Raw genomic sequence first — 26,360 nt, 5'->3', positions numbered from 1 at the left:
TCATATTCTTTTACAGCTGGTTATCGGCCATGCCTGTATAAGCACTCGCGGCAGTATTTCTTGAATCTACTAATTTTTTTCCTTCTGCAGCCCATAAGAGACCGCGAGTCATAATTTCTCTGACAGAAGGCTGCTCCATAATATCCGCATGATGGCCTAGCGAATTATAGAACACCCGGCCTTGCCCCCATTTTTTCGTCCATACTACGGGCATATCAACAGCACCATTTGCACTGTGCGGCCCCTCTACTTGTGGGAATCTAGTTGTAGCAAGAACCTCTACTGCTGGATCAACATGAAGATAATACTGTTCACTTTTCACCTGAAAATTGTCTATCCCTGCAAGCAGCGGACTTGAACTGTTCTTGATCTCCACCGTATACTCGACTCCGTCATTGCCTGGATGAGCTACCCATTGCCCGCCCGTCATAAACTGCCAATCCACATTCGTTCGGAAGGAATCACACATGCCTCCATGGCACCCAGCAAGGCCTACTCCGCCAATGACTGCAGCTGACACATTCTCCACATATTTCTGTTCGATCGTGCCCATTGTCCACATCGGTACAATCAGATCCAGTTCGCGAAGTTTTTCTGCATCAACATAAGCATCCAGTGTATTTGCCCGTTCTACTTCAAAACCAGCCTCGGTAAGCCACTCATCAAATAAAGCCGATACCAATTCAGGTTCATGACCATTCCATCCACCCCATACAATCAGTGCTTTTTTCATTGGTTTATGTCCTCCATTTCAGTAAGTTCAACCCAGCGACGTTCCTGTACTGACTTTTCCACTGCTTCTAATACGGCCTGACAAGCTACTCCATCTGAAAAATTAGGAACCGGCTGGCGATCTTCTTCGATTGCGTTCATAAACTCTACCATCTCATGAGTAAACGTCTGATCGAATCCAATTGGATGTCCTGCAGGCCACCACGCCTCTGCGTATTTGTGAGCCCCATCGGTTGCGAGTACCCGGCGGAAACCTTGTACATCTTCCTCATCACTTGTAAAATAAACTTCCAGCTCATTCATCCGTTCAAAATCAAATCTGACACTGCCTTTACTGCCATTCACCTCAAAAGAGTTCGTGCTGCGATGACCAGCGGCAAACCTTGTTGCCTCAAAGCTTCCAATGGTACCGTTTTCAAATCTAGCTAGAAACAGCGTCGCATCATCTACAGTGACAGGCCCTTTTTCCGTATCCGCATTTCCTTTTGTAGCCGTAAGCCCAGTCATTGCTGATGCAATGGGACGTTCTTTGATAAAAGTCTCGCTCATACCGACGACTTCCTTAAATTCCCCTACGAGAAAACGAGCCATATCAATAAGATGAGCGCCAAGATCACCATGCGAACCGGAACCTGCGATCTCTTTTTGCAAACGCCATACGAGCGGAAATTCAGGGTCCAAAATCCAGTCCTGTAAAAAGGTCGCGCGGAAATGATAGATTTTACCGAGTCTTCCGCTTTCAATCAGATCCTTAGCAAGCTGTACCGCAGGTGAAAAACGATAATTAAAACCGATCATATGCTTAATCCCTGCTGCTTCTGTCGCAGCTAACATCTCACGAGAATCCGCAAGTGAAAGCGCTAACGGTTTCTCGCAAAAAATATGTTTGCCCGCTTTTGCAGCAGCAAGTGCAATCTCTTTATGTGCGTTGCTTGGTGCATTGATATCGATAAGATCTATATCTTCGCGCTGTACAAGTTCTTTCCAATCCGTCACACTTTCCTGCCAACCAAATTGCTCTTGTGCTTCTCTTACGGCTGCTTCATCCCGTCCGCAGATGACGGCCATCTCTGGTTTTTTTACTTTTGGGAAGAACATAGGAACACTTCGGTAGGCATTACTGTGCGCCTTTCCCATAAATTTATATCCTACCATTCCAACACGAATTGAACTCATCCTTACATCCTCCTCGTTAGTTATTTGCATGGGTATTCCTTCTAGAAGAAGCCCGAACAATAAGCTCAGCTTGCAGCAATTCTCTTACCGGATCGTCAAACCATTTACGGAAGAGCTCTGCATCATTACCTATTTGGAGTAATTTATTAGCTGCGATCATTCCCATTTCATAAAAAGGAACGCTTACACTGCTAAGCGGAGGTACAGTAATTTCAGCTGCATCCGAATCATCATATGCGACTATTTTCGGGTATTTCTCTTCAGGAATTTGCCATTCCCTGAACTTTTGTAACACACCGATTGCCATACGATCGTTTGAAACAAACAAGCCATCCATCTCTGGAAGTAGATCCATCATTTTCTCTGCTGCCTCATATCCGCTTCGGCGGCTAAAATTACCTTCGAATAAATAACTTGAATCGAGATGAAGATCTCCTTCGGCCAAAGCCTTTTGATAACCTGACAGACGATCTGCACTGTTGGAATACGTTAAAGGCCCATTTAAAAATCCAATATGTTTGCATCCTTGCTGAATCAAATGTGTGACAGCCTGCCTGCTGCCTTCCTCATGATCCACATCAACTTCAGGAAATGATTCTCCCTTAAAATGCTGGTTCACCACAAGAAAAGGATGTTTTGCATCTTTTAATTTGCTTATGGCTTCCCGCTCACCCGGCTCATCCCTAGAGCCCAGAATAATAAGAGCATCTACCTTCTGAGCCAGAAAAAAAGATTCATATGCCTGCGGTTCCTGCTCACTTCGAAATAACAGAAGCAGATCATAACCTTGCTCACGAACGGCACTGCCGATACCGCTTAGCATTTCTGAGAAATAATAGCTTGAGAATAATCGTGCTTTGGGGATATACGGCAGAACGACACCAAGATTACCACTTCGATTTCTTGCAAAACTGCGTGCAAGCGCACTCGGCACATATCCCAGTTTCTCTGCTGCACGAAGTACCTTGGAGCGCGTTTCTTCTTTCATGGGGCCAACCCCATTTAAGACTCTAGATACGGTAGCTTCCGACACCCCGGCAAATTCGGCAACTTCCTTTCGTGTAGCGATAAGATATCCACTCATTTCCATTTAATGTACGCGCGTACATTTTCTCATGTCTTTCCATAACTGTCAATAATAAAAGTAAAATAAGACGCTTGAAAAGCGTGTCTTACAACACCCCTATTTCAAACATCTTAATGACTAATCCTAATGATTCAACCCTACATTTCATTTATCTATTTATGTATATGGTGATTGTCCTGATCTATGAAAAAGATTTCTTATATTTCACCCGTTCCTCGGAGCCCATAACATGACTGCCACGCCTGCTAGACATAACAAAGCGCCGATCCAGTCGTATACATCGGGCGTCTTTTTATCAATCCCCCAACCCCAAAGTACAGCCATAATAACAAATACTCCTCCATAGGCTGCGTAAACTCTCCCAAATGAAGGGAACTGCTGCAGTGTTGGAATAATCCCATATAAGACAAGAACCAGACTGCCCACAATACCATACCAGTACGGTCTTCCCTCGCGAAGCCATAACCAGACTAAATATCCACCTCCAATTTCCGCAAGTCCTGCGATCATGAATATAAATATAGATATCATCATTTCTTATTTTCTCCTTTTGCCAGCCTGGTATTGTCTCAATGTTAGTGATTATAGCAGAATAAGCCATGGTAACGGACGGAAGAGATATCCCGTTTCATAAATTAAAGTTCTCATTATAAGAAAAACCCTGCTCCACTCGAATGAGCAAGGTTCCTATTTAAATGATGTGCGCTGTCACCTCGTCTATCTCTCTAATGTTCAGGTAAATAATCCGTGGTGAACACTGTTTTCACATCCATCTCTTGATCGAGAAGACCAATTTCTATAAGCTGCTTCATTAGTTCCGTCCAGCGCTCCTCCGTCATGTAGCCAACTCCATGTTCTTCAGCATCATAACCATACACATATTCACGCTGAGCTTCTTCACCAAATGCGATTTCATCTTCAGACAAGTTTGTATTCACTTCATTTATTTTTTTGTTGATTTTTTCGTAGTTCTCTTTGTAATCATTCCAGCCTTCCACCGTCCCGCCGATAAAAGCTTTCACCGTTTCGGGATGTTCTTTCAGGTATTTCTCCGTTGTATAAATAACGGCCGCATACGGTTTATAGTCAGAATCAGCAATTAATTTTGTCTTCACTTTCACGCCTTGTTTCTCAACTACATAAGGCTCTCCATTAACGAAGGATTGACTGGCTGACTGTGGATCTTCGATAAAATTGCTGTGTTGTCCGGTATACGCCACTTCTTTGACGGAATCCAGTTTGTATTTATGTTTGAGAAATTCCCAGTAAGGCTGACCTTGCTGTATAAATACCGTCCGTCCATTCAAGTCTCCAAAATCAGTAATTCCTGATTCTTCATGGTACATCAGTGCTTGCGGGCTGATCTGAAACGTTGTAGCCAGGGCTACTATGGGAATTCCTTCTTTACGTGCCAGTAAAATTTGGTCCGCATGCGCTACCCCAAACTCCGCCTTTCCAGAAGCTACAATCTGAATAGAAGAAACCTGCGGACCACCAGGTTCAATCGTCACATCAAGATTCTTGTCATCATAGATACCATTTTCTTCCGCTGCGTAAAAACCACCGTGTTCCGATTTAGCAAACCAGTTGAGCACTACTTTCACTGGTGTTTTCGTTGTTTGCTCTGGGGTGCCTGCGGCCTGATCAGGGTTGTCTGAGCTGGTTCCTCCTCCGCAGGCAGTTAAAGCCATACTCAAAACAATCAATAACGCTCCAATCCTAACCGACTTTTTGCTGCGTTCTCCTGATTTCTTCATCCCCATCACTCTCCGCTTCCCCTATTTTTCTTCCTTCTTCTCTATTAAAAGAGTCTAATTCTTCTTAAGAAGGGATGGACATTCAGGCTTTCGACTCACTGCTGTTCCAAAAGCCTTCATGTACGGCAGCAATCTCATCTGCAAGTTCGGGAAAAGGTCCAATGACCTCAATTCTCTTCTGGCCTCTTGCGAAAATTTCTCGGCAGGGCAGATCAAAGGTTGGATTCTGCGGATCATCCCCAGTAAGTGCAAGGAGTTCCTTCTCGGATATCCCATATACCACTCTGCCGAGATTGCCCCAATACATGGCACCCGCACACATCGCGCAAGGTTCTGCCGTCGTATATAAGGTGCAATTCCATAAAAAGTCCGGACTATATGTATGTGATGCCCTTTCCATTAAAGCCGTCTCTGCATGTCCTGTGCAGCGATGTTCTGTGATCTCCACATTGCCTTGCTCCATTAAGATGCGGCCGTCTTTGTCAACTAGCAAAGCCCCAAACGGTGTGTTCCCGCTTTCGCGAGCCATCCGTGAAATTTCAATCGCTCTTTGTAAAAAAGTAAGGTGGTCTTTCTGATTTGCTTGACTCCCCATGTTCATCGCTCCTTGTCTCTCTGCTATAGTTCGATTTTAGCTATATCCATTTTCCGCGTCAATTAATCTAACACATATTCGGTACGATGAATAAGAACCACTACACTTTTTGTGAAAATAGACATAAGAGTTATCCTTTTTCTATGAGGATAAGATAATCCCCTTATGTTACTTAACATATAATGTCAATAAAAAGAACATTACACAGTGTATTATAAATAACTTATTAAAATTGATTTTGACATTCTAAATGCGTTATATTGGATTATATTTACATATATAGATGGTGAGGTGGTTTCGTAGTGAAATTCATCATTTCATTTAGTTTGGTAGTCATGAGCATGATCGCCGAGCTGTGGACGGGATGTTTCCGTAAAAAAACGGACTTTTACGATCGGCACTCTACTACCCGCACGAAAATAGGCTACGTGTTGTTTCTCATCTCTGCACTGAGTGCAGTTACACTCATTACCTTCTGGATCACTACACAAATCGATAAATAAGATATCATGATCATCATTTACGTTTGGATCTCTCATAAACGATAAAGCCCCGTCTCCTTATGGATTCAGGGCTTCTTTATTCTTTTTCGATCATTTTCATCTATTCTCTTTTCTGTTCTCGTTTATTCATGTTCAGCTCTGGATGCAGCTGCCGCTTGCTGTACCGCACGGATGATCCCGCTATACCCAGTACAGCGACAAAGATTGCCGCAAAGTGCCTTTTCAATCTGCTCCGTAGATGGATTAGGATGCTGTTCGAGTAACTTGGTCGTACATAGAATCATTCCGGGTGTACAATAACCGCACTGAAATCCGCCTTCATCAATAAAAGCTTGCTGAACCGGATGCAGATCCGTCTCGTTAGAAGGAGCAAGCCCTTCAATGGTCTGAATCTCCTGCCCGGCACATTGATAAGCCATGAGCAGACAGGAATTCACCGGTTCTCCACCAAGTAATATCATACAAGCCCCGCATCTGCCGATTTCACAGGAGATTTTGGTGCCCGTCAGCAGTAGACGGTCTCTGAGAATCGTCACCATCCGCTCCGTCGCAGGCACCTCCATCTCCACCTGCTTCCCGTTAATTGTGCCATTCCAGTTCATGTATGTTGTGCCCTCTCTCATGGATTAACCCCTTCTTTCCATTCAGAATGCAGCGGAATAGTAAGCTGTTCTCTATTAATCGGCAATTTATTCAGCCAAATCCCCGTTGCTTGGTGAATCGCCGATACAATGGCCGGAGCGAGCGTCACGGAACCGATCTCACCGATGCCTCTAGGTCCAAAAGGATCGTTTTCAGGCAAATTTTCGATTGCTTCCACCGTGATTTTTCGCTGCATATCCTGAAAGGTAGGAATCAAATAGGTATCCAGATTGGTCGTTACATACATGCTATGATCCATTATTGCATCCTCCATTAAGGTAAAGCCGAGTGCCATCCCGCTTCCTCCCTCAATCTGACCTATATAACCCATTGGATTCATGACAGGGCCAGCTGCAACGATATGTTTAATCTCCTCTACTTTAACCTCACCTGTCAGCGTGTTGACTTCCACTTCAGCAATTACCGCAGCATAGGTATAGAGAAAATGTCCGCCCATCACTTCATCCGGTGTTGTTGGATACTGAAATTTCGTATCAAAGGTAAGGTCGTCTTCAGGAGCAAGGTTCACAATTTCCAAGTAAGATAACACGTTCTTCTCTTGTTCATTTGAATCCGAATCACTGCTTCGGTGCCAAATCCCACCCGCTCCTGTAACTAACTCAGATGCAGGCAGCCCGGTTACCTTCGCACATAATTCTATTAATGTGTCGGTAAAAGGGGTTTTCAACCGCTGTAAAGCCATCCAAGCCATCGTTGTGGACCTTGAAGCGGTGCTTGAACCACTGTGCGGAACTCGGTCTGTATCTCCAATCACAATCTCTATATCTTCCGGGATGCAACGAAATATATCGCATAACATAATCTCTAGCGTAGCCACAAGTCCTTGCCCGAACTCTTCATAACTAAAAGCAACTTCGATTTTACCTGAAGCATTCAGCTTTAGTCTTCCCCCGGCAGGGTCTGGAATCCCGTAACCAAGACCGGCACCATGCATCGCAAGAGAAGCGCCTATTCCTTTTTTGATCCAAGGCGTAGCTGAAGAATGTGAGCGTGATTCTGACAAAAAATCTAATGAAGGAACCGCATTTGTTCCTTCTGTATCCATTTGTCCATTCCTTTTCTTCCACAGTTCGGAATGATCTACAGCTTCCCATACTTCGTATAGTCCATTTGTGGCAAGAATCTGCTGCCCAAGCGGTCCTGGATCTGTGCTGCTCCGCAAATTACGCCGCCGAATCTCCCAGGGATCTATTCCAAGTAACGCCGCCGCCCGGTCCATTTGTCCCTCCATCGCAAAGATCGCCTGATTGCCTCCAAATCCACGGAATTCTCCGGAAACTCCGTTATTCGTATAGACAGACAACCCTTCTACATCCACACTCGGAATTTGGTACGGTCCCATCGAATGCTCTGTTGCAAAAATAAGTACAGGCGCTCCAAGTGTCGCATAAGCTCCTGTATCAGACAAAATACGTACAAGATGAGAAGTAATCATCCCTTCTCTAGTAAAACCCGTCTCCATCTCTATTTTCATCGGATGGCGCTTGAGACCGGCACGTACCGATTCCTTACGGGAATTATGAAATTTAACCGGACGTCCTGTCTTCAACGCCAAAAGTGAACCATAGGGCTGAACATTCAGTTCATCCTTCCCGCCGAAAGAACCGCCAATCGGGCTTGATACGACACGAATAGACTCTTCAGGCATATTCAGAATGCGTGATAACTGCATCCGGTCTTTATACCCGTGCTGTGTCGGCGCATAAACGGTTAATCTACCGCTGTCTTCTGGGACAAATAAACCACCTTCTGTCTCCATATAGGTGTGCATTTGCCGGGGCGTATAATACACTTCTTTGATAACGTAGTCGCTTTTTTGAAGATCAGTCTTTGCATCGCCCCGCTTTACCTCTGTTCGGTGCAGTATATTTCCGGCGAGATGCAAAGAAGGCGCCCCTTCTTTAAGAGCAGCCTCAGGAGAACTTATAGGAGACAACACTTCATAGTCGATACGAATCAGATGAAGTGCCTGTTCTGCAATCTCAGGCGTATCCGCAGCAACCGCGGCAATCGCATCCCCCGTATACCTTACGAAATCCTCACAAAATACAGGTTGATCCGGAGTAGCAATGCCAAATCCATTTAGTCCAGGCACATCCTTATAAGTCAACACCTGATGGACCCCTGGAAAAACCTCTGCAGCGGATGTATCCACGCTTCTAATTCGGGCATACGGATGATCGCTTCGTTTTACCCGGCCATAAAGCATATCTGGCAGTGACTTATCTGTCAGATACTGCAGGGTACCCGTTACTTTTTCTCTCCCATCAGGACGTCTGTGCCACTTACCCCCACTGGTCTCTTTGTTTAGCAGCATATTCCCCATTCCCTTCTCCTATGGACGCGGTTATACGGAGTTCCTTACGGTTCTCATACTCTTCCATAATTCAGAGGCAAATAAACCAGCAGCCGCTTGTTTACGATAAGAACCGGTAGCAAACACATCGCTAATCGTGACAAATTCATCTTGTACTCGCTTCATCAGTTCAGACAAAGGCAACCCGCTCACAGGAAACTCTCGAATCCATTTTTCAGTTTCAATGAGCCTCATCGCCGTTCCTGAACCTCCTCCTGCCGCCATAGCTAGTGAAGACCATTCTCCTTGAGAGTTCAAAGTTCCATGAAAGGCGATCGTGACAAGAGCAGGTGTAAAAGCTTCTCTTCTTCCGATTTTTTTGAAAAACGAGACGGTGTGTCTCTCCTCCTCGGGTTTGGGCTCAGGTAGTGGAATCCAGATTTCAGTGAGAAAATGGTCCGCACTTCGCTGTCCTCTGCGCCATTCTTCCAACCATTCCGTTAGTTTTTTCTCCATAAGTCCCTTGTCTGTCATCCATCGTAAACTTGCTTCATATACGAGCAGCACAGGAATGGAATCTCCCACTCCCGATACGATATTACCGCCAAGCGTAGCCAGATTTCGGATCGATGGTGCGGATATCACGTCGATAGCCTGACTTAGTATAGGAAAATGAGATTGAATCCTCTCAAAGGCAGCACAGGCATTCAGCTTCATTAATGCACCGATACGTAATCCGTCCTCTTCTGCAGTACACGCATTCAGCTCTCGTATATTCGCAAGACTAATCAGGTGCTTTGGTACAGGTGCCGTTCCCATTTCCCACTGGGTTCGTAATAAGGTGGTCCCTGCCGCCCACTGGTAATGAGGCGATACATTATTCGCGATCTTTCTTGCTTCTTCCATACTTTCCGGTTGCCATAACTCGGGATACACGACTCGTTCAGATCCAATTCCCATATTCACACCCCTTACTTACCACCTATGCTGTAACAACCTATTCGTTCATTTTTTATTCCTTAGAAAATCAAGGAAAACCGATTTCCTTACACGAATCCATCAGCTCACCAAGGTAAAGTAATGCATCAGGAGTGTCTGCATCATAGAAGACTTCTTTTTCAAATGAGATTTGTTCTCCTACATAAGCTGGGTTTCGAATGATCGATCTAGCTCCTACATCTCCTTCGAGCTTAGAAATTACAGAATAGACCTTGCTCGATAGAAGCAGCGGCGGTTTAACTACATCCCCATCTTTCGCTGAGACATAGTGAAGTTCAGGTGATAATGAGAATACAGATAGCAGAGTATTGATGTGTTCGGTCTGAACCAGCGGCTGATCCGCTAATAAAATCAGAACACAGTCTGCACCCCTATCTACCGATTCATTCAGCCCGCAGCGAAGAGAATGGCTCATTCCAAGCTTTGAATCAGAGCATCTAGTAATGATTAGCCTGTCATTCGGCGGGTTTACGAGCCAGCGAAGCGGATCGTCTGCTCTGACGACCAAGATCACCAAATCAAGATTAGAATGGAGTGCCGCATTAACCGCATAGGAGCCGAGGGGAGCACCGCTCAGCGCAAGATTTATTTTATCCTTACCCATGCGCCGACTTTGGCCCGCCGCGAGCACAATTCCTGCTGTCCGCATCGCTGTACGCCCCCTTCGCATAATCATGAACTGCTGTTTTATTACGTTTAACAGCAATGAGTTCAGCGGCAATCGCAACCGCTATTTCTTCGGGACCTTCCGATCCTATGGTAAGTCCAACAGGTGTATGCAAATGAGGGAATGGAGGAAGTCCTTCAAGAAGTCTCGAAGTCCGTGTTCGGGAACCTAAAATACCTAGGTATCGGTAAGAGGAATGTTGTAATTGTTCGAGTAATGCTCGTTCCTTGGGGAATTGATGACTCATGAGGAGAAGATAATCCTGCTCCCTAACCTGAAAAGTGCGTAAGATTTCCTCAGGAAAGCCTACAAGAAGTGCTGCATTTGGGAAACGATTTTCTGTACATAAGGCTTCCCGCCAATCCGCTACTGTGACACGAAATCCGGTGCTCGCCGCAAGTTTAGCGAGGGTAATGGAATCATTACCTGCCCCTATAATGAGAAGTCTTGGTTTAGGATGATAACTATGAGTGTATAATCCTTCGATTCGATCGTCTTTGGTACTAAGCGAATTTTCAGTTTTCTCAATACAGTGGTGAACCTCCGGTTTCTGCGCGTTCCACTTGCGGCGGATGGTAACGGAATGCCCTTGATCTAGATATAGTTTCATCTGAGTTAACTTCCATTTCAAATCTCCTACTATAGGCTCCAGCAAAATATGAAGCAACCCGCCGCAGCCGATATTTTCACCCCAAGATAAATCATCTTCGGGTCTCATATCGTACAAGACCAGCTGAGGTTTGCCAGACCGTCTCACTTCTTCCGCCCGCAAAGCCAGATCCGTTTCAATACAGCCCGGACTAAGACTTCCGATCATGCTGCCATCTTTCGTGAAGAACATGGAAACTCCTTGCTTACGGTATGCATGACCTTCTACATATACAGCCGTAGCCAAAACGAGTTGGCTTCCTTCCATCAAAGCTGCTTCGCAAATATCATGCATCTCCACTCAATTTCCCCTTTCTCTTCTTAGCTTTAAACCTGATATAGATGACCAATGTGGAAATAGAAGCGGCACATGCTGCCCGTACGATGGAAAAAAAGAAGGTTTTTCCGACTTTTTAGGAGACTTCGTTTATTCGGTTCACCATTCTTTCAATACTGCGATCTGCTTCTCTCAGTACGATGGAACGATCAATCGTCCGCATTACCCGTTGATCTAACACCAGTTCCCCATCAATAATGACAGTATCCACATTGCTTCTTGTTGCCGAATAGACAACCCGGGAATAAACATCCACATCGTAAGATGGATAGGTATGAAAATCATCCAGATCCAGCAGAATCACATCTGCTTTCTTGCCTGCTTCAAGACTTCCGATCTCCTTCGCCATACCGAGTACCTCCGCACCGCCCATCGTCGCCATTCGAAGTACCGTCCTGGCATCCATAGCCGTTGGTCCGTTCGGTATTTTATGCATGAGAGCAGTGAGTCTCATTTCCTGAAACATATCCAGATTGTTGTTACACGATGCGCCATCGGCACCAATTCCGACATGAATTTGCCGGTTGAGTAAATCTGGTATTTCCGCGATTCCCGAGGATAACTTCATATTTGAACCTGGGCAGTGCGTCACTTTTACACCGCGCAGACGAATAATCTCTTTTTCTTCTTCACTAAGCCATACACAGTGGGCAAGAATCAGCCTCGGCGTAGCCAGACCAATGTGATCCAGATAAACGACATTACGCATGCCTCGCTCATTCTCGACAAGCTCGATCTCTCCTCGATTCTCCGAAGCATGAGTGTGTACTTTCACATGATATTGTGCTGACAAATCCCGCACTTCTGTAAGCAGCTGTTCTGTACAGGAAACAACAAACCTAGGACAGAAAGCGTACTGAATTCTTCCACCGCCAAAACCATTCCATTTTTCAAGTAAATCAACACTCTGCTGAATGGAATCTGCCGTAGTTTCCTGTAAAGGAAGCGGTACTTCATCTCCATGATCCATCATGACTTTTCCCGAAACCACACGCATACCACTTTGTGCCATTGCCTGAAAAGCAGCGTCCGTGTAATGAACCGTCTCCATATCTAGAATGGTCGTTGTACCGCTCGCGATCAGTTCTCCGAGACCCAGAAGTGCTGAGTAATATACAGATTCCTCATCATGAGCTGCCTCAAGAGGCCAGATCCGTTTACGCAACCAATCCATGAGTTCCAGATCATCTGCACGTCCCCGAAAAAGAGTCTGGCATAAGTGAATATGAGTCTGAATGAATCCAGGAAGCAGCGCTTTGCCTTTGCCATCTATAACCCGATCAGCAGCTGCCTCGATGTTCTTCCCTATTTCTTTTATCTTGTTCCCCTCAATGAGTAAATCGCCTATCAACACATCTTCATTCCCATTCATCGTCACGATCTGTGCACCTTTAATCAATAGTGTACTCATCTTTTAGGAACCTCCCCAGACTGCAACCTTACCACCCGTATAGATGTTACCAGCCTATCGCTGCGCCGTCCCCGCGAGGATCCGCCGCTCCGCTAAGTAATCCGTTCGGACCTATGAGAATCCCTTGCGCTTGCCCCATTAAATCATCCCATTCGCTAAGCGGAATCACTTCATGCCCCATGGCCTGTAGCCCTTCTATAACCTCAATTCCAAATCGCTGCTCGAGTTTCAGTTCATCTCCTTCCACATCCCAGGTTCGCCCATATACCCAGCGAGGAAGTGAAATCGCTTCTTGAATCGTATAGCCATAGTCCAGCACAGCGGTCAGAATGGACAACTGCGTCTGAGGCTGCCCTTCCCCGCCCTGCGTACCCAGGAGCAGATAAGGTTTCCCGTCTTTTAGTACCATGCCTGGCATCAACGTGTGAAAGGTTCGTTTGCTCGGTTCGAGTACATTGGGGGAATCGGGATCAAGTGAAAAAAAGGAGCCCCTATTTTGAAGGATAATCCCCGTGTTTTCAGGGACATAAGTGGAGCCGAAATCATAATATAGGCTTTGAATAAAAGAAACCGCATTTCCTTCCCTATCTACGACAGCTGCATAAGCGGTATCCTGACCCATCGCTTGAGATAGGAAGGGTTGTGCTTTTTCTGGAGAATCCGTAATCTCCTTCCACAACTGTTTCGCATAGGGTTTAGATAACAAATCACCGATTGGAATTTCACGAAATTCAGGGTCAGTCAAGTAACGATCACGGTCCCGAAATGATTTTTTAATCACTTCCGTCATAAGGTGATAATACGAAGCAGATAGACGATCGATTGAAGCTACATTTGTATTTTCCAGCATATTCAGCATCATGAGCACAGTGTAGCCTTGAGAATTCGGGGGCATTTGGTATACCTCATACTCACGATAATCAACCTTTAACGGAGTAACCCATTCTCCTGTATGATTTTCGAAATCTTCTTTTTGCAGAAATCCACCATCTTGAATAACGGCGTTTGTTATGGCATCTGCTAGGATTCCTTTATAAAAGGCTTCCTTTCCACCGCTTTGCAAGATTCGCAGGGAATTTGCCAGATCAAGCTGAATTAAGAGTTCCCCTTCAGCAAGCAGCTTTCCATCTCGGATATAGACGCTGGATAATCCTTGATCCGCCCGAATATACGCTTCATCCCGAAGCATCCAGGTATGCACATTACGAGAGATCGGGCACCCTTTTTCCGCATACTGAATGGCTGAATCAAATAACTTCTCCCAAGGCAGGCACCCATATTTCTGCGATATTTCCCACCAGGCATCTACCACACCCGGCACCGTCACTGCACTTAGGACACCTCTCCTTGGGATCGAAGTCATGTTCATCTGCTCAAACAACTCTCTCGTAAGCGAAGCAGGCGAGCGCCCTGTTCCGTTATATCCCGAAAGCTCGCTTGACTCGGCATCATACATTAGAAAAAAAGCATCTCCACCAGGTCCTGTCATATGAGGGTACACCACACCTAGTGTAATACTGACCGCTATAGAAGCATCATAGGCATTTCCGCCTTGTGCTAAAATTCTTGCACCTGCACTTGTAGCTAAGTGGTGGGGAGAAGTGATCATCACTTCCGTTCCGATTGGCATTTGATTCAGCATGATACTTCCTCCTTGCTGCTTTCTGCATATACCAAAAGCGCTGCTTGCACCGCTTCCCCGGCAGGAAGTTTATGACCTTCGTGAATAAGTACCGCTTCTAGCGCACCTAGCACGTGCAGTACATTTTTACGACTGCAGCTGTATCCCATCGTTCCAATTCTCCAGATCTTCCCTTTCAGCTGTCCAAAGGAACTGGCGATTTCAATCCCGAAATCATGAAGCAGTTTATTTCGTACAAGCTCTCCATCGATCCCGCCCGGGATGTTTATACACGTCACGCAAGGAAGTTTACTATCCTCATTTCCATATAACGAAAGACCCATTCCTTTGATTCCCTGCACAAGCGCCTTTCCATTCAGCTCATGTCTTGCGAAGCGGTCTTCAAGCCCTTCTTGAAGTAAAATACGCAGCCCTTCATGCAGACCATACAGCATAGAGGTTGCTTCTGTATGATGGTTCAGTCTAGCTGAACTCCAGTAATCCTGAATCTGACTTAGATCAAAATAATTACTTCGGATGGGTACTAAAGACGGCTCATTATCCAAACTTGCCGGATCTCGTAGTCCCCGTTCGATTCGTTTTCGAGATTGAAGCTTTGTTTCAATCCGCTCATTATAAGTAATCGGCGCCATGCCGGATGGAACGGAGATGCATTTTTGAGTTCCGCCTATCACCGCATCAATATTCCAATCATCCGTCTTGACAGGTACACCGCCAATCGTAGCGACCGCATCAACCACAAACAGAATATCCAGTTGCCTGCACATCTTGCCAATCTCAGCGAGTGGCTGCATCTGACCTGTAGACGTTTCCCCGTGTACCAAGGCAACAATATCCGGCTTATGAGTATGAATCGCTTCTATCACGATCTGCGGATCAAAAACACTTCCCCACTCCGTTTCCATAAATACAACCTCCGCACCGGAGCGCTGAGCGATTTCAACAAGCAAATGTCCGAACCTTCCGAAAATAGGTACCAGCACTTTATCACCAGGCTGGATGATACTGACGAGAACGGCTTCAATCCCGGATCTAGAAGTACCATCTACAGGAAAGCTCCACTCATTAGAGGTTTGAAATACATCTCTGAGCATCTCCATCGTTTCGTTCATCAGCATCGTGAATTCAGGATCAAACTGCCCTAATATAGGAAATGACATGGCCCGCAGCACACGTGGATCAACTTCCACCGGCCCGGGTGTCATGATCGTTCGAAGTGATGGGTTTAGCTCTTTATATTTATTCATCTGTCTTCCCCCTGTAGCCATATTGATACAGCATTTCTACAAGCAATCTGAATCCTTGATTGATCTCTTCCTCTGAGGTGAATTCCTCAGGATGATGACTGAGACCCTTCTGACTAGGTACAAATATCATCGCCGCCTTGCATACCTCCGCAAAAATCTGTGCATCATGCCCTGCGCCGCTCGGCATTTTACGGTAAGAGAAATCAAGTACTTCACAAGCATTCTGAATCCGCTCTATCCATCGTTCATCCATAGCCACAGGGTCTACCGACAAATGCTCCTGCCACTCTGCATACAATCTGTTACGTGCCGCCGATTCGGATATGATCAGAAGCGTCTCCTCTATAAAACGATCCATAATTTCTTTGTCCGTGTGCCGGATATCCAAAGTGAATGATACTTTTCCAGGAACGACATTAACCGCCCCCGGCAGGAGCTCCATCGTACCGACAGTAGCTACCAACGGGTCACCATAAGAAAGCGCAAGCTCATGGATTCGAACGATCATCTCGGTTGCACCGATAAGCGCATCTTTTCGGTAATGCATAGGGGTTGTTCCGGCATGATTCGCTTCACCTTCGATCATTACATCAAGACGTTTCTGTCCAACGATATCGGTAACGATGCCGATCGACGTGCCCGTTCTCTCAAGCACAGCCCCCTGTTCAATATGAAGTTCCAGATATCCATCGGGCTCGAAGGGTCTCACGGGGTAAGATGAATTCGGTCCGAATCCGCAGATTTCAGCCGATTCAAGCATACGGATTCCTTCCGCATCTTTCAGGTTGCCTGCAGCACTCCAATCGTTAGATCCCGTGACACTTCTCGAACCCCAGAAAGCAAACGGAAATCGACTTCCTTCTTCCTCACATAAGGACACCGCTGCAAGTGATCGAACCGGAGGCCCGTATACTTCATTCAGATACAGAAGAGCAACCATCCCCGCTGCAACACCGAGTGCACCATCGAACTTGCCTCCCGAAATCACGGTATCGATATGCGACCCTGTAAAAAGTGGATTGTGGCGACTGTTCTCGTCTGTACCTTCAAGTAAAGCGTATAAATTCCCGGACTGATCAAAGGAAGTAATAAGGCCTTTTCCCTGCATAACATGTTGAAGATGCTGCTGCGCCTTCAGCCAGGAAGAGGAATACAAGAGCCTAGTCATTCCACCTTCCTCGGCTTTTCCGATATTCGAAAGTTCCTCCAGTAATTCATGAAGGAGCTGACAAGAAGCGGCAAATGCTGCTTCTCTGTCTGCTTCGGTACTTTTAATGAGGGAAGGTTCAGACATAAACATCCCCCTCCTCCGCGGCCACTTTAGACGGCACGGAAGGAATAAACCGGCCTTGTTTTTGATTGGTCAATCCGTGCAGGTCGTCATAAATTTGAATCCCCCTGCTAAAAGTCGCCTTGATCTTGCATGAGAATGTACGATCTATATAGGGTGATACAGGGTGACGATATCTGATTTCTTTCTGTGTCAGCGTATACGATTCGTTCAAACTTACAATTGCAATATCAGCATCTTTACCTAGCGCGATCTCTCCTTTACATGAATCCAGCCCAAAACGCCTAGCCGGTCCTGCTGCGAGTAAAGAAGCGAGCAGCGGAAGAGGTGCATTCCGCTTCAAGTAAGCTTCTTCAATCATCAAGAGCAACGTACTCTGTGCTCCTGCAATCCCGCCCCACACCTGAAAGAAATTGTCCGTATCTTTCATGGAGGGAGGGCACGGGGAATGGTCGGATGCGATCATATCAATACTGCCAGACAGGAGTGTCTCCCATAATAGATCCTGTTCCTGCTTACTGCGAAGGGGAGGTGCACATTTATAAACGGCACCCTTGCTTACCACATCCTCCTCTGTCAGCACTAAGTAATGAGGACAAGTCTCTACCGTAATATCAAGACCGCTGCGCTTCGCTTCTGTAATAAGCTCTACAGACCTAGCCGTGCTGATATGAACAAAATGAAGTCTGCATCCTGTTTCTTTGGCGTACATGAGGGCGCGAGTTACTGCTTCCGCCTCTGCTTCCGGTGGCCGGGAAGCCAAATAATCTTCTGCCCCTACTCTTCCTTTGGAGATTCGCGCAAAGGCAAGTGCATCTGTCATTTCATTACTCTCTGCATGAAGGGCAAGCACCCCGCCAAGACTCGCAATCACAGACATCCCGCGAATCAGTGCCTTATCATCCGTTCGAGTAAAAATCTCATCTCCTTCTCCACCAGGTTCAGACATAAATGCTTTAAATCCTACTGCACCTGCGCGGGCAAGAAAACTTAGCTCTGCTTCATTTGTAGGCACAAGCCCACCCCACAAAGCATAATCTACATAGCTTTTTCCGCTCGCAGCCGACAGCTTGCATTCAAAGCCGCGTCTCGTGGTCGTAGGGGGGACACCATTCAGCGGCATATCAATATATGTAGTTATTCCGCCTGCAGCAAGTGCGGCAGAACCGGTCTCAAATCCTTCCCACTCTGCTAATCCGGGTTCATTAAAATGAACATGTGCATCGACCACACCCGGAAATACAAGCTGATCTTCAGCAGAGTATAGGATAGCAGCTTCATCTGCATCTAACTCAGGAGCGATCGCAGTAATAACTCCATCCTGGATGCCGATGTCCACTTTTTCCACACCATGGGGTAAAACAACACGGCCACCTTGGATGATGACAGCAAATTTTTTCGGCATCAGGAGCCCTCCCTCTACAATAAGATGACCCGCATACTTGCTATTACGTTCCCCGGTACGTACTATATCCGCCGGGTGCAACCAGTAAAGGAACGTGGTAATGCTCATTAATGCTCGTGATCTTACATCGCAGCGGAATTACATCCCAGATGGTATGTATTCCACTATCCAATAGAAAAGTCTCAAAGTACGCTCTGGCATGAAAACGAAGTTCATACACCCCTTCGCTCAGTTCATCTTCGAGAAAAGGAGGATCCAAGCGTCCATCTGCATTCGTGAAACGGGTAGCAAGCAAAACAACCTGCTCTACTCCCTGCTTTTCCAGAACCTTGTAAAGTTCAACCTTCATATCACTTCCCGGTATCCCTCGGCTCGTATCCAGCACATGCGTCGTGAGTTTTCCGCCCATCCTAGACCCTGCCTGCTTGCTGCGCTTCATTTCGCTGTGCTGCTGTAAGATCATCCCTTGTCATGGAAAAACCTTGAAAACCATAGGGTGGGCGGGGTTCTGTGAAAACGGAGCCCGGACCTTCTGCTACTGTCTCGACGATCGTTTCCCAGGTACGGTTATTGGATTCAAAAGATACCTCTGCCAGCTGGCTGAAGTTTTGAAGCATTCGTAGTCCGATGTGGTAGATGAGAGACTGAATGGAAGGAGAATTATTTTCGTGGAAAACGGTAGCTGCAATATCACGTATTTGTTCTGCATCGACATAATTACCGCGGGTGTCATCAAGGGCGTCTTCTATTTCTGTGTATTTCCAATGAATGTTCAAAAAGATGAACAATGGCCGGTCAGAGGTCTCCAGAAGTGTCGTATATTCATCCCTTACAAAACCGGAAAAGCTGCTGCCTTTCACTTTAATCAATCTAAGATTCGATACACCGCTTTGATGCTCTGCCACATTTATGCTATCCCCTTCCCGTTCTAGGACAAATGCAGCACTCGCACTTTCGTTATGTGAATACTTAAATACAAGATCACTTGCAGCGATTCCACTCTTATTTCCGACCTCAATCTCTTCAAAAGGAACCTGCTCTGCCGACATTCGCACCCCTGTCATTTGCGGGTAGGTTTCAAGGAAAGCACGGCTTGCATATTCTAGAAAACCTTCCACCGTAGCTCCTTTATAATCAGCAGCATGACGTAAAATGAAATTTTTCATAGAGTCTGTTGCCACAACTAGAGAATTGTCCCCTTCTGTAAAAGAAGTAATGAATCGCTCTCCTTTGACAGCTACCTTGATATTCATCCCGAACAGAACATTTTCTCTCCCGCTAAAAGAAGATTCAGGAATCACTTTCACACCCGTCAACGGTTTGGCATAGGAACGAAATACCCATACATCCCCTTTACCGTAGTACATCGTTCTCTCTTTAGGCGCTTCGTAAGTCATTCATACCCTCTCCTCTGTCATGTTTTGTTCCATCCAAGACGTAAGACGATACCAACTAATCAGATAAACCTCTTCGAGCGCGGTTCGGAATTCTTCTTCCGGAGTATGCTCTAATCGTTCCTTCAAGGCTTTCCCGATTTCTTCGGGTGTTTTCCCCTTCACCGCAATGATAAAAGGGAAGCCAAACTTTCCTTTATACCTGTCGTTATCTCTCGAAAGTTCTTGTTGCTCTGCAGCAGGCAGCGTACCTAGTCCTGCTCCTTTTTGTTCGTTTACAGAATGTTCACTCATCGTAAGACGCGATCCAAGATCCGGGTGATGACAAAGCAGTGTCATTTTCTTTTCCTCATCTGATTGTTCCACCACTTTGATCATGAACGCATGCATTTGTTCCAAAGAATCAAAAGGGCGTTTGTGGTAAGCTGCTTCAGCAATCCATGATGAATGTTCAAAAAGATCACCAAATGAAGCGATATACCTTTCTTTAGTGAAAGAATTTATATCTTCTAATGTTAAGTTCAGTGCACCACACCTCCCAATCCTCTTTTATATTTGCATTTTATGTTATATTGATTTTGATTTTCAATATATCGTCTACACATTTGTCATATAAACTAACATGTGAGATTTGTTTTGTGTTTTGTGCACGTATCCTATTTCGCGAAGTGTGGTTTATGGATGGATTCATTAGATTCATGAGCCTGTAAATAGTTCCGAAAGGTAAATACAAGTTTGAGTTTGAGAAGATCATTCGATTTTTTGAGGTCCATTTGCAGGAGAGTACTGATTTTATCCATACGGTAAGTGATTGTGTTACGGTGTACAAACAATTGTTTTGCTGCTTCATTAATAAGTCCGTCATTTTCTATAAATGCTTCGAGCGTATTCATTAAAATTTGACTTGGATCTCCGCCCTCCATCTGTAAAGGCTCCAGTACTTTATTGCAGTAATTTTCCATCACAGATTCAGGGACATGACTAAAAAGATAAGCGAATTCAAGCGTTTCAAACTGAAGGGCAACTTCTTTCATTCCAAAGCGAGCAGCAAGTGCGCGGGTATCCAGGCATTCTTGATAAGCTTCACGAAGTGACTTAGGTTCATATTTCATTTTACTGATCCAAAATCTTGGCATGGAACCGCCTGCCGTTTTACCAGGCTCAATCATATCTTCAAACCGACTGAGAAGAAAACGAGACAATTCTTCGCCATAATCTTTTCCGCCAGGACAGGTATAGATCGAGAGAATGCCTCCGTCTATTTTGATATGTGAAGAGTTTGTCAGCTGCATCATCGGGTTATATTGCAGTTCTCGATGAATCTGCTTCAGCAGTTTCCCATCAGCAAATATCTCGGGTTCCACCGTTGTCAGCACACATTGATAATTTCCTTGAAACAGCTGTATTCCATATCCTTCTGATCGTCTCACGAGTTCATCCCCGTTTATTTTCCGTTCAAGATACTGTTTCATAAAAAGGCACATCTCATCTTGCAGGGTTGGATTCATATGTTCCCGGTATGTCATATCCATATCATAAGCAAGAACTTCCGCTGCTTGCTGAAATAGCTCTTCTTCCTCTTTTAGAGCGTAAGCCCCATCTGTATATATAAGTAAAAAGCCAAAATCCTCATCCTTTTGCGTGATTGGAACACGATAGCAACTGCCATGATCCCATTTCACTCTCTGAAACATCGGTTTATATGGCCATCCCTGCTGTACATTCAGATCCTTCGTCTCTTCACTCGCAAATAATAAATGCCCCCTCGAACCGATCACAGCAATGGGGTGACCTATAATACTAACCAATTTAGCAAACACATCTTTTTTATGATCCTGATTAAGGGCGAATTGCATTAGCTTTTTCTGTCTCTCCACCACAGTTTGCAGTGTTTTTGTATTCCGTTCATATTCAGCCTTAAACAAGGCGTTCATTTGGTCAGAAAACGTAAATTGAAAAGGTAATTCGATCAAGGGGAGTCCGAGGTGATTGGCTTCTTCCACAATTTGATTTGGTATGTGCTCCCAGAATCTGCCGAGCTTTATACCGAGGCCCGCGCATCCTCGTTCATGTAACTTTCGAAGGAGCATGACTGCATTATCTTCACTGTCTTTCATAACAAAGGCGGTCGTAAATAACAGTTCGCCGGATTTAATCCATTCCGCAATATCGGGAGCGTCCATCACATTAACTGATTTAATAATTCTCGTGGTCCCCTGTGCTCCGGCGACCAATTTAGCTCCAGAGAGAGGATAGATACTCAAGGCTTCATTAACAGTAAGCTGCATTCAAGACACCCTTTCTATACCTAACATCTAATGTAAATTTATCTCCTGATTTGTTAATTATTATAACGTCTACAGCGACATATGGAATAGAGAAGTCGGATGTTTATTTGCATTTATGTTCTACTGCTCATTTTTGATGCTGTACATGACTCCTACGCTTTTAAACACAAAAAACACGATTTATCGCTTTTATGCGAAAAGTTGTGTCTCAGACATTAAATCTAATTGAATACAAAAAGCCCCTCGCAGTAAGGGACGAGGAGCTGCAATACCAACTGTGGCTTGCTCATATAACTAGATTAGATTAATCAAGTATTTTGGTCATTATAAGATCTATTTGTTCTTCATCCCCCATATAGAAAGAATGAGCTCCTGTATGAACAAAGCCCATTTTTTCATAGAAGGCAATTGCATTCTCATTTTTCTCCCAAACGCCTAACCAGATTTTATCTTTGTTCTGTTCTCTTGCGATTTCGATCGCTTTATTTATGAGGAATTTACCTAGCCCCTGTTTATGGAATTTTCTTCTCACATAAATTCTTTCAACTTCAAGTGAATCATGTCCCATCGTTTCAGATTGAGCGTCATTCGTGTTTAACTTTACATACCCAGCGATATCCTCATTTAAATAAATAAAATGAAATTCCGAAGAGTCATTTAAAATTTCCTCTTCTAGTTGTTTCAAGTTGAATGCTCGATCTAAGTAGGTTTTCATATTTTCCGGAGAATTTTGATCCTCAAATGTATCTTTAAATGTTTCCACACTTATTTCCTGAAGTATTTCTAGATCTTCAATCGTACATTTTCTTGTGTTTGTCGTTGTCATTGTATTTTCCTCCTGCAACTCTGTTAATACTCTCTCTTGTTGCCTTTTTTAACGAACTCCCAGTCTTTTTCTACATTTTTTCTGACCTTCTGCAGCAGATTATAAATCGTCTCTACTTCAGTTACGGAAAACCCAGATAGTGCAACCTTATTGGAATAATCGTTTTCTCTGATGATAAAAGGATAAATATTTTTCGCTTTCTCCGTGGGAAATAGCTTTTTAATTTTTTTGTTCTGATCATCTTCTTTCTTTTCAATAAAGCCATTGATTTCTAGTTTCTTAATAGCTCGTGAAGCTGTTGTTCGATCTACTTTTATCATCTCAGCTAGTTTTTCTTGAATGATACCTGGGTTTTCACATATTCGTACAAGGTACAAATATTGACCTTTTGTAAGGTCATACTCTTTAAATTCTATATTACTTATTGAATCTAAAGCCCTTGCGATCATTCCTATTTCACGAAGAATTCCCTTCATATTTAGCTCCTTAGTTTATATTTTGTTGTATTTGCAACAAAAATAAATATATATTAATTTAACCTAACTTTGCTGCATTTGCAACATAAATAAGAATGCAAATGAGAAAAAGAATATATTTTTAATCCCTGTCTGGCTGTGCCTGGTGTTTATTGAATTCGCTTCATTCGCAGCCTCATGATATCTGTCAGCAAACGCAAAAAAAACTGACCCAAAATCCGGTCAGTTTTGTTCAAGTATTCACTTATTTGTTTTAACTATTAAACATGCACGTCGATGCTCCAGGAGTCACTTCAAACTTAGCACACGAGTTTTCAGCTTTGAGCGTAACTCCTATCCGAAATTGGTAGTTGTATTAGAGAACCAGATCGTTTTTAGTCACTACATTCTGCTTCCTTATTTACTCCGTTTTGGTGAATTCCTTACTTGGCTTAGACGTTCTCCATATTTAAAGATAAGAATTCCTCCTATAATCACGAGAACTCCAATCAATTTATTCATTGTAAATTCAATCTTCTCTAGTCCAAAAAAACCAAGCGAATCCCATAATAACGCAAAACTAAGCTGAGAGGTGAGCACAATAGATGTCGAAAACGTAGGCCCGAGCAACTTGATGCCCTGCATCAAACTAAATACCACACCTACCCCGATCGCTCCGCTGATCCAGTACCATCCCTTCATATTCTCCAAATGATATCCACCAGTTCCTTCAACCAGTAGACTTATCGCAAGAGAAGCGATTGCTCCAAGTCCAAGCACTATGGTCGTTGTTAGCCAGGAGCCTGTATACTCACCCATTCTACTGTTAAAAACAACCTGCATCGCTACAAACGAGCCTGCTATCAAAGCTATAATAATACCTAGTGTCATATAATAACGGGTCCTTTCAAAGTCTAATTACATTACAACTTAAGAATAATAACTCCAATAATCATCATCGCGATACCAAACAGCTGCGGAATGGTAATTTTCCGCTTGATTACTCCAAACCAACCATTGATATCTATTAGATAAGTGAGACTAAGCTGGGCAATTAATAAGGCAGATATGGTGAGGGTTACCCCGATTTTTTGGATCGCAGTCACTTCACTGAAAATAATGATTGCTCCCATCAGGCCACCCGTTATGTATAAAGGTTTCACCTTTTTGATCGCACCGAAATCTCTTTCACGCACAAGCAGCATAATGATTAATGCAATCACAAACCCGGTAGTTTGTGTAATCGCAGCAGCCTGCCAGGTCCCCATATCTTCACTAATTTGAGTGTTCGCTATCCCTTGCAGTGTAATACATGCCCCACCCAAAATGGCAAATAAAATCCCTTTCAATTTCCGTTCTCCCTTCTGTCCAAAAAATCTTACAGCATTTCTAATCATACAGGCTTCCTAGGAAAAAAGGCAACCACACCACAAAAGGACCAGAAACCTAAAAAGGTTCCTGGTCTATTTTTAATGTACAGAGTTAGATCTCTACACTTTAATTGCTTTTATTCATGGTTATGCTTTAGGAGCAATCATTTTCGATGGATCAACATACTCTGCGAACTGTTCTTCCGTCAAAAGCCCAGAAGCAAGTGCCGCTTCTTTAAGTGTTAAACCATTCTTATGTGCATGTTTTGCAATCTTCGCTGCATTCTCATAACCAATATGCGGATTGAGCGCCGTAACTAGCATGAGGGAATTATCCAAGTTCTGTTTAATTGCCTCTCTATTCGGCTCGATACCAACAGCACATTTGTCATTAAAGGCACGAATGGAATCTGCAAGCAGCTGCACCGATTGTAAGAAATTATAGATAATAACCGGTTTAAACACATTCAGTTCAAAGTTACCTTGGCTTGCAGCAAAACCAATGGAAGCATCATTTCCCATCACCTGTGCAACGACCATAGTGAGAGCTTCACTCTGTGTAGGATTTACCTTTCCTGGCATAATGGAGCTTCCCGGCTCGTTCTCTGGAATTGAAATTTCTCCGAGACCACTGCGAGGTCCACTCGCCAGCCAGCGTACGTCATTTGCAATCTTCATCAGATCGGCAGCAAGTGCTTTGACAGCACCATGGGTATAGACCACTTCATCATGACTTGTCAGGGCATGGAACTTATTCACAGCAGAAGTAAAGTTTTTGCCTGTTGCTTTACTAATCTCTTCTGCTGTCATCTCGCCAAACTTAGGATGAGCATTAATTCCCGTTCCTACTGCAGTTCCTCCGATAGCAAGCTCTTTCATCGACTCCACACTAGCTGCAATCATGCGCTCGCTTTTGGCAAGCATGGCTTCCCAGCCGCTGATCTCCTGGCCGAGTGTAATCGGAGTTGCATCTTGCAGATGAGTACGACCTATTTTAATGATATCCATAAATTCTTCTGATTTCTGATGGAGTGTTCCTTTTAGCAATTGGATAGCCGGCAGCAGTTCATCTTCCACCGCAATAACACCTGCTACATGAAGTGCTGTAGGGAATGTATCATTGGAACTTTGTGACATATTCACATGATCATTCGGATGAAGGCGTTCTTCCTTGCCTTGTTCAGCAAGCCACTGATTACCGAGATTCGCAATCACTTCGTTTGTGTTCATATTGGACTGCGTGCCGCTTCCCGTCTGCCATACAACAAGCGGAAAATGATCATCTACTCGTCCAGACAAAATTTCATCGGCTGCATAAACAATGGCTGCTGCTTTATCCTCCGAGAGCTTGCCAAGCTGAAGATTGCTTTTAGCAGCACTTTTTTTCAATATCGCAAACGCACGAATGACTTCAAGCGGCATTTTTTCCTGACCTATTGGAAAATTCTCTTTACTGCGCTGAGTTTGCGCACCCCATAAACGATCAGCGGGAACCTTCATCTCACCTAGCGTATCTTTCTCAATACGGAAATCCATTTGCAATTCCTCCTTCACCGAATCTTATGGGTTCA

26 protein-coding genes are annotated in these 26,360 nt (G+C 44.5%); 1 reads left to right on the top strand and 25 read right to left on the bottom strand.

Annotation, left to right across the window (positions count from 1 at the left end; translation table 11 throughout):
* Positions 1–10: 10 nt before the first annotated feature.
* From KJS58_RS05695 to KJS58_RS05670, 6 genes are all read right to left on the bottom strand, one after another.
* A complete protein-coding gene (locus KJS58_RS05695; RefSeq protein ID WP_213531303.1) occupies positions 11–733 on the bottom strand; it encodes a ThuA domain-containing protein in 723 nt (240 codons plus the stop codon).
* On the bottom strand, positions 730–1,908 hold the full coding sequence (locus KJS58_RS05690; protein ID WP_213531301.1) for a Gfo/Idh/MocA family protein: 1,179 nt from the start codon (positions 1,906–1,908) through the stop codon (positions 730–732). Before KJS58_RS05690 ends, KJS58_RS05695 begins: the two co-directional genes overlap by 4 nt.
* A 16-nt stretch (positions 1,909–1,924) precedes the next feature.
* Positions 1,925–2,992 (bottom strand): LacI family DNA-binding transcriptional regulator, encoded by a 1,068-nt coding sequence (locus KJS58_RS05685; RefSeq protein WP_374705785.1) that lies wholly within the window; start codon positions 2,990–2,992, stop codon positions 1,925–1,927.
* Between the two features lie 207 nt (positions 2,993–3,199).
* Complete coding sequence (locus KJS58_RS05680) at positions 3,200–3,529, bottom strand: YnfA family protein (RefSeq protein ID WP_191799527.1); 330 nt, start codon at positions 3,527–3,529, stop codon at positions 3,200–3,202.
* A 191-nt stretch (positions 3,530–3,720) separates the two neighbouring features.
* Positions 3,721–4,752 carry an ABC transporter substrate-binding protein gene (locus KJS58_RS05675; RefSeq protein ID WP_213531296.1) on the bottom strand — a complete coding sequence of 344 codons (1,032 nt, stop codon included), beginning with the start codon at positions 4,750–4,752 and terminating at the stop codon, positions 3,721–3,723.
* A gap of 82 nt (positions 4,753–4,834) precedes the next feature.
* Entirely contained in the window at positions 4,835–5,347 is a 513-nt protein-coding gene (locus KJS58_RS05670; protein ID WP_213531295.1) for a nucleoside deaminase, read from the bottom strand.
* 302 nt (positions 5,348–5,649) lie between these two features.
* Between KJS58_RS05670 and KJS58_RS05665 the strand changes: the two genes are divergently transcribed.
* The gene (locus KJS58_RS05665) at positions 5,650–5,850 is read left to right on the top strand and encodes a hypothetical protein (RefSeq protein ID WP_213531293.1); all 201 of its coding nucleotides are present in this window, start codon (positions 5,650–5,652) and stop codon (positions 5,848–5,850) included.
* A 122-nt stretch (positions 5,851–5,972) separates the two neighbouring features.
* Here the strand turns inward: KJS58_RS05665 and KJS58_RS05660 are convergent, their stop codons facing one another.
* From KJS58_RS05660 to fumC, 19 genes are all read right to left on the bottom strand, one after another.
* Positions 5,973–6,473, bottom strand: coding sequence for a (2Fe-2S)-binding protein (locus tag KJS58_RS05660; RefSeq protein WP_249716940.1), 501 nt, complete (start codon positions 6,471–6,473; stop codon positions 5,973–5,975).
* Positions 6,470–8,830: a xanthine dehydrogenase subunit D gene (pucD, locus tag KJS58_RS05655; RefSeq protein ID WP_213531776.1), complete on the bottom strand. Its 2,361-nt coding sequence runs from the start codon at positions 8,828–8,830 to the stop codon at positions 6,470–6,472. The genes KJS58_RS05660 and pucD overlap by 4 nt, the downstream gene beginning before the upstream one ends.
* A gap of 30 nt (positions 8,831–8,860) precedes the next feature.
* Positions 8,861–9,769, bottom strand: a complete 909-nt coding sequence (locus KJS58_RS05650) for an FAD binding domain-containing protein (protein ID WP_213531291.1) — start codon at positions 9,767–9,769, stop codon at positions 8,861–8,863.
* A gap of 67 nt (positions 9,770–9,836) precedes the next feature.
* Entirely contained in the window at positions 9,837–10,457 is a 621-nt protein-coding gene (locus KJS58_RS05645; RefSeq protein ID WP_213531289.1) for a nucleotidyltransferase family protein, read from the bottom strand.
* A complete protein-coding gene (locus tag KJS58_RS05640; RefSeq protein WP_249716991.1) occupies positions 10,405–11,418 on the bottom strand; it encodes an XdhC family protein in 1,014 nt (337 codons plus the stop codon). The genes KJS58_RS05645 and KJS58_RS05640 overlap by 53 nt, the downstream gene beginning before the upstream one ends.
* Before the next feature lie 118 nt (positions 11,419–11,536).
* Positions 11,537–12,871 carry a 5'-deoxyadenosine deaminase gene (locus KJS58_RS05635; RefSeq protein ID WP_213531286.1) on the bottom strand — a complete coding sequence of 445 codons (1,335 nt, stop codon included), beginning with the start codon at positions 12,869–12,871 and terminating at the stop codon, positions 11,537–11,539.
* Positions 12,872–12,917: 46 nt separating this feature from the next.
* Positions 12,918–14,513, bottom strand: a complete 1,596-nt coding sequence (gene ggt / locus KJS58_RS05630) for a gamma-glutamyltransferase (RefSeq protein WP_213531284.1) — start codon at positions 14,511–14,513, stop codon at positions 12,918–12,920.
* A complete protein-coding gene (locus KJS58_RS05625) occupies positions 14,507–15,760 on the bottom strand; it encodes a pyridoxal-phosphate-dependent aminotransferase family protein (RefSeq protein ID WP_213531282.1) in 1,254 nt (417 codons plus the stop codon). The genes ggt and KJS58_RS05625 overlap by 7 nt, the downstream gene beginning before the upstream one ends.
* Positions 15,753–17,054: a M20 family metallo-hydrolase gene (locus tag KJS58_RS05620; protein WP_213531280.1), complete on the bottom strand. Its 1,302-nt coding sequence runs from the start codon at positions 17,052–17,054 to the stop codon at positions 15,753–15,755. Before KJS58_RS05620 ends, KJS58_RS05625 begins: the two co-directional genes overlap by 8 nt.
* Positions 17,047–18,456 carry an allantoinase AllB gene (gene allB / locus KJS58_RS05615; RefSeq protein WP_213531278.1) on the bottom strand — a complete coding sequence of 470 codons (1,410 nt, stop codon included), beginning with the start codon at positions 18,454–18,456 and terminating at the stop codon, positions 17,047–17,049. The genes KJS58_RS05620 and allB overlap by 8 nt, the downstream gene beginning before the upstream one ends.
* A gap of 43 nt (positions 18,457–18,499) precedes the next feature.
* Positions 18,500–18,865, bottom strand: coding sequence for a hydroxyisourate hydrolase (gene uraH / locus KJS58_RS05610; protein ID WP_213531276.1), 366 nt, complete (start codon positions 18,863–18,865; stop codon positions 18,500–18,502).
* A gap of 1 nt (position 18,866) precedes the next feature.
* Entirely contained in the window at positions 18,867–19,853 is a 987-nt protein-coding gene (gene pucL, locus KJS58_RS05605; protein WP_213531274.1) for a factor-independent urate hydroxylase, read from the bottom strand.
* The gene (gene uraD, locus KJS58_RS05600; protein WP_283771250.1) at positions 19,854–20,354 is read right to left on the bottom strand and encodes a 2-oxo-4-hydroxy-4-carboxy-5-ureidoimidazoline decarboxylase; all 501 of its coding nucleotides are present in this window, start codon (positions 20,352–20,354) and stop codon (positions 19,854–19,856) included.
* 152 nt (positions 20,355–20,506) lie between these two features.
* Positions 20,507–22,138, bottom strand: coding sequence for a PucR family transcriptional regulator (locus KJS58_RS05595; protein ID WP_213531272.1), 1,632 nt, complete (start codon positions 22,136–22,138; stop codon positions 20,507–20,509).
* Positions 22,139–22,442: 304 nt separating this feature from the next.
* Positions 22,443–22,964, bottom strand: a complete 522-nt coding sequence (gene paiA, locus KJS58_RS05590) for a spermidine/spermine N(1)-acetyltransferase (RefSeq protein ID WP_213531270.1) — start codon at positions 22,962–22,964, stop codon at positions 22,443–22,445.
* Positions 22,965–22,987: 23 nt separating this feature from the next.
* On the bottom strand, positions 22,988–23,440 hold the full coding sequence (locus KJS58_RS05585) for a MarR family winged helix-turn-helix transcriptional regulator (protein WP_213531268.1): 453 nt from the start codon (positions 23,438–23,440) through the stop codon (positions 22,988–22,990).
* A 396-nt stretch (positions 23,441–23,836) separates the two neighbouring features.
* A complete protein-coding gene (locus KJS58_RS05580; RefSeq protein WP_213531266.1) occupies positions 23,837–24,310 on the bottom strand; it encodes a DMT family transporter in 474 nt (157 codons plus the stop codon).
* A 32-nt stretch (positions 24,311–24,342) separates the two neighbouring features.
* Entirely contained in the window at positions 24,343–24,768 is a 426-nt protein-coding gene (locus tag KJS58_RS05575) for a DMT family transporter (protein WP_213531772.1), read from the bottom strand.
* A gap of 168 nt (positions 24,769–24,936) precedes the next feature.
* Positions 24,937–26,325 (bottom strand): class II fumarate hydratase, encoded by a 1,389-nt coding sequence (gene fumC, locus KJS58_RS05570; protein ID WP_213531264.1) that lies wholly within the window; start codon positions 26,323–26,325, stop codon positions 24,937–24,939.
* Between the last annotated feature and the right edge of the window lie 35 nt (positions 26,326–26,360).

The organism is Paenibacillus sp. J45TS6, from assembly GCF_018403285.1.
Classification (GTDB): Bacteria; Bacillota; Bacilli; order Paenibacillales; family Paenibacillaceae; genus Paenibacillus.
Note: the sequence above shows the minus strand (reverse complement) of the source record. Positions and strands in the feature narration are given on the sequence as shown.

Excerpts from the sequence above, each read along its gene's own strand:
- KJS58_RS05695 (WP_213531303.1), bottom strand. The coding sequence starts at position 733 with ATGAAAAAAGCACTGATTGTATGGGGTGGATGGAATGGTCATGAACCT.
- KJS58_RS05690 (WP_213531301.1), bottom strand. The coding sequence starts at position 1,908 with ATGAGTTCAATTCGTGTTGGAATGGTAGGATATAAATTTATGGGAAAG.
- KJS58_RS05685 (WP_374705785.1), bottom strand. The coding sequence starts at position 2,992 with ATGAGTGGATATCTTATCGCTACACGAAAGGAAGTTGCCGAATTTGCC.
- KJS58_RS05680 (WP_191799527.1), bottom strand. The coding sequence starts at position 3,529 with ATGATGATATCTATATTTATATTCATGATCGCAGGACTTGCGGAAATT.
- KJS58_RS05675 (WP_213531296.1), bottom strand. The coding sequence starts at position 4,752 with ATGAAGAAATCAGGAGAACGCAGCAAAAAGTCGGTTAGGATTGGAGCG.
- KJS58_RS05670 (WP_213531295.1), bottom strand. The coding sequence starts at position 5,347 with ATGGGGAGTCAAGCAAATCAGAAAGACCACCTTACTTTTTTACAAAGA.
- KJS58_RS05660 (WP_249716940.1), bottom strand. The coding sequence starts at position 6,473 with ATGAGAGAGGGCACAACATACATGAACTGGAATGGCACAATTAACGGG.
- pucD (WP_213531776.1), bottom strand. The coding sequence starts at position 8,830 with ATGCTGCTAAACAAAGAGACCAGTGGGGGTAAGTGGCACAGACGTCCT.
- KJS58_RS05650 (WP_213531291.1), bottom strand. The coding sequence starts at position 9,769 with ATGGGAATTGGATCTGAACGAGTCGTGTATCCCGAGTTATGGCAACCG.
- KJS58_RS05645 (WP_213531289.1), bottom strand. The coding sequence starts at position 10,457 with ATGCGGACAGCAGGAATTGTGCTCGCGGCGGGCCAAAGTCGGCGCATG.
- KJS58_RS05640 (WP_249716991.1), bottom strand. The coding sequence starts at position 11,418 with ATGCATGATATTTGCGAAGCAGCTTTGATGGAAGGAAGCCAACTCGTT.
- KJS58_RS05635 (WP_213531286.1), bottom strand. The coding sequence starts at position 12,871 with ATGAGTACACTATTGATTAAAGGTGCACAGATCGTGACGATGAATGGG.
- ggt (WP_213531284.1), bottom strand. The coding sequence starts at position 14,513 with ATGCTGAATCAAATGCCAATCGGAACGGAAGTGATGATCACTTCTCCC.
- KJS58_RS05625 (WP_213531282.1), bottom strand. The coding sequence starts at position 15,760 with ATGAATAAATATAAAGAGCTAAACCCATCACTTCGAACGATCATGACA.
- KJS58_RS05620 (WP_213531280.1), bottom strand. The coding sequence starts at position 17,054 with ATGTCTGAACCTTCCCTCATTAAAAGTACCGAAGCAGACAGAGAAGCA.
- allB (WP_213531278.1), bottom strand. The coding sequence starts at position 18,456 with ATGCCGAAAAAATTTGCTGTCATCATCCAAGGTGGCCGTGTTGTTTTA.
- uraH (WP_213531276.1), bottom strand. The coding sequence starts at position 18,865 with ATGGGCGGAAAACTCACGACGCATGTGCTGGATACGAGCCGAGGGATA.
- pucL (WP_213531274.1), bottom strand. The coding sequence starts at position 19,853 with ATGACTTACGAAGCGCCTAAAGAGAGAACGATGTACTACGGTAAAGGG.
- KJS58_RS05595 (WP_213531272.1), bottom strand. The coding sequence starts at position 22,138 with ATGCAGCTTACTGTTAATGAAGCCTTGAGTATCTATCCTCTCTCTGGA.
- paiA (WP_213531270.1), bottom strand. The coding sequence starts at position 22,964 with ATGACAACGACAAACACAAGAAAATGTACGATTGAAGATCTAGAAATA.
- KJS58_RS05585 (WP_213531268.1), bottom strand. The coding sequence starts at position 23,440 with ATGAAGGGAATTCTTCGTGAAATAGGAATGATCGCAAGGGCTTTAGAT.
- KJS58_RS05580 (WP_213531266.1), bottom strand. The coding sequence starts at position 24,310 with ATGACACTAGGTATTATTATAGCTTTGATAGCAGGCTCGTTTGTAGCG.
- fumC (WP_213531264.1), bottom strand. The coding sequence starts at position 26,325 with ATGGATTTCCGTATTGAGAAAGATACGCTAGGTGAGATGAAGGTTCCC.